This window comes from Burkholderia sp. MSMB1072, assembly GCF_001524725.1.
GTDB lineage: Bacteria > Pseudomonadota > Gammaproteobacteria > Burkholderiales > Burkholderiaceae > Burkholderia.
Map to the genome: position 1 here is coordinate 1 of NZ_LOYC01000027.1, position 2,915 is coordinate 2,915.

Genomic DNA, 2,915 nt, shown 5'->3' on the forward strand with positions numbered 1-2,915 from the left:
AGACAGACTTGTTATAGGATCAAGCCTTACGGGCAATTAGTATCGGTTAGCTGAACGCATTACTGCGCTTACACACCCGACCTATCAACGTCCTGGTCTCGAACGACCCTTCAAGGAGGTCTAGCCTCCAGGGATATCTCATCTTAAGGCGAGTTTCCCGCTTAGATGCTTTCAGCGGTTATCTCTTCCGAACATAGCTACCCGGCGATGCCACTGGCGTGACAACCGGTACACCAGAGGTTCGTCCACTCCGGTCCTCTCGTACTAGGAGCAGCCCCCTTCAAATATCCAACGCCCACGGCAGATAGGGACCAAACTGTCTCACGACGTTTTAAACCCAGCTCACGTACCTCTTTAAATGGCGAACAGCCATACCCTTGGGACCGGCTACAGCCCCAGGATGAGATGAGCCGACATCGAGGTGCCAAACACCGCCGTCGATATGAACTCTTGGGCGGTATCAGCCTGTTATCCCCAGAGTACCTTTTATCCGTTGAGCGATGGCCCTTCCATACAGAACCACCGGATCACTATGACCTGCTTTCGCACCTGCTCGACTTGTCGGTCTCGCAGTTAAGCACGCTTATGCCATTGCACTATCAGCACGATTTCCGACCGTACCTAGCGTACCTTCGTACTCCTCCGTTACGCTTTGGGAGGAGACCGCCCCAGTCAAACTGCCTACCATGCACTGTCCCCGACCCGGATCACGGGCCAAGGTTAGAACCTCAAACAAACCAGGGTGGTATTTCAAGGACGGCTCCACCGAAACTAGCGTTCCGGTTTCATAGCCTCCCACCTATCCTACACAGATCGGTTCAAAGTCCAATGCAAAGCTACAGTAAAGGTTCATGGGGTCTTTCCGTCTAGCCGCGGGTAGATTGCATCATCACAAACACTTCAACTTCGCTGAGTCTCGGGAGGAGACAGTGTGGCCATCGTTACGCCATTCGTGCAGGTCGGAACTTACCCGACAAGGAATTTCGCTACCTTAGGACCGTTATAGTTACGGCCGCCGTTTACCGGGACTTCAATCAAGAGCTTGCACCCCATCATTTAATCTTCCGGCACCGGGCAGGCGTCACACCCTATACGTCCACTTTCGTGTTTGCAGAGTGCTGTGTTTTTATTAAACAGTCGCAGCCACCAGTTTATTGCAACCCCTTCACCCTCCTGGCGCAGGCCAGTCAAGCTACAAGGGCGTACCTTATCCCGAAGTTACGGTACCAATTTGCCGAGTTCCTTCTCCCGAGTTCTCTCAAGCGCCTTAGAATACTCATCTCGCCCACCTGTGTCGGTTTGCGGTACGGTCATCGTTAGACTGAAGCTTAGAGGCTTTTCTTGGAACCACTTCCAATTGCTTCGCGACCTAAGTCGCTCGCGCCACACCCTTGAATCCCGCGCCCGGATTTGCCTAAGCGCCTTCTCCAATGCAGCGACCGGGACTTCCAACACCCGGACAACCTTCCGCGATCCGTCCCCCCATCGCATCTAACGACGGTGCAGGAATATTGACCTGCTTCCCATCAGCTACGCATTTCTGCCTCGCCTTAGGGGCCGACTCACCCTACGCCGATGAACGTTGCGTAGGAAACCTTGGGCTTACGGCGAGGGGGCCTTTCACCCCCTTTATCGCTACTCATGTCAGCATTCGCACTTCCGATACCTCCAGCACGCTTTTCAACGCACCTTCGCAGGCTTACGGAACGCTCTCCTACCATGCGAGACTAGCTCGCATCCGCAGCTTCGGTATATAGCTTAGCCCCGTTACATCTTCCGCGCAGGACGACTCGATCAGTGAGCTATTACGCTTTCTTTAAAGGGTGGCTGCTTCTAAGCCAACCTCCTGACTGTTTTAGCCTTCCCACTTCGTTTCCCACTTAGCTATATTTGGGGACCTTAGCTGGCGGTCTGGGTTGTTTCCCTCTTGACACCGGACGTTAGCACCCGATGTCTGTCTCCCGTGATTGCACTCTTCGGTATTCGGAGTTTGCTATGGCGGGGTAATCTGCAATAGACCCCCCAACCATGACAGTGCTCTACCCCCGAAGGTGAGACACGAGGCACTACCTAAATAGTTTTCGGAGAGAACCAGCTATTTCCAGGTTTGTTTAGCCTTTCACCCCTATCCACAGCTCATCCCCTAACTTTTCAACGTTAGTGGGTTCGGACCTCCAGTACGTGTTACCGCACCTTCATCCTGGCCATGGATAGATCACCTGGTTTCGGGTCTACGCCCAGCAACTGAACGCCCTATTCGGACTCGCTTTCGCTACGCCTGCCCTATACGGTTAAGCTTGCTACTGAACGTAAGTCGCTGACCCATTATACAAAAGGTACGCCGTCACCCCTTGCGAGGCTCCGACTGTTTGTATGCATGCGGTTTCAGGATCTATTTCACTCCCCTCCCGGGGTTCTTTTCGCCTTTCCCTCACGGTACTGGTTCACTATCGGTCGATCACGAGTATTTAGCCTTGGAGGATGGTCCCCCCATCTTCAGACAGGATTTCACGTGTCCCGCCCTACTTGTCGCACACCTAGTTCTTTCATACTGTTTTCGCCTACAGGGCTATCACCTGCTATGGCCGCACTTTCCAGAGCGTTCGGCTAACAATACAAATAAAGAGTGCAAGGCTCATCCCATTTCGCTCGCCACTACTTTGGGAATCTCGGTTGATTTCTTTTCCTGCGGTTACTTAGATGTTTCAGTTCACCGCGTTCGCTTCGCATGGCCTATGTATTCAGCCATGGATACTCCATAAGGAGTGGGTTTCCCCATTCGGACATCTACGGATCAAAGCTTGTTTGCCAGCTCCCCGTAGCTTTTCGCAGGCTACCGCGTCCTTCATCGCCTGTGATCGCCAAGGCATCCACCACATGCACTTGTTCGCTTGACCCTATAACGAGTCTGTCTC

Annotated in this window: 1 rRNA gene; it reads right to left on the reverse strand. The window is 53.1% G+C overall.

Features of this window, described 5'->3' with window-relative positions:
- Nucleotides 1-15: 15 nt before the first annotated feature.
- A 23S ribosomal RNA gene (locus tag WS89_RS13275) occupies nucleotides 16-2,897 on the reverse strand.
- Nucleotides 2,898-2,915: the final 18 nt, after the last annotated feature.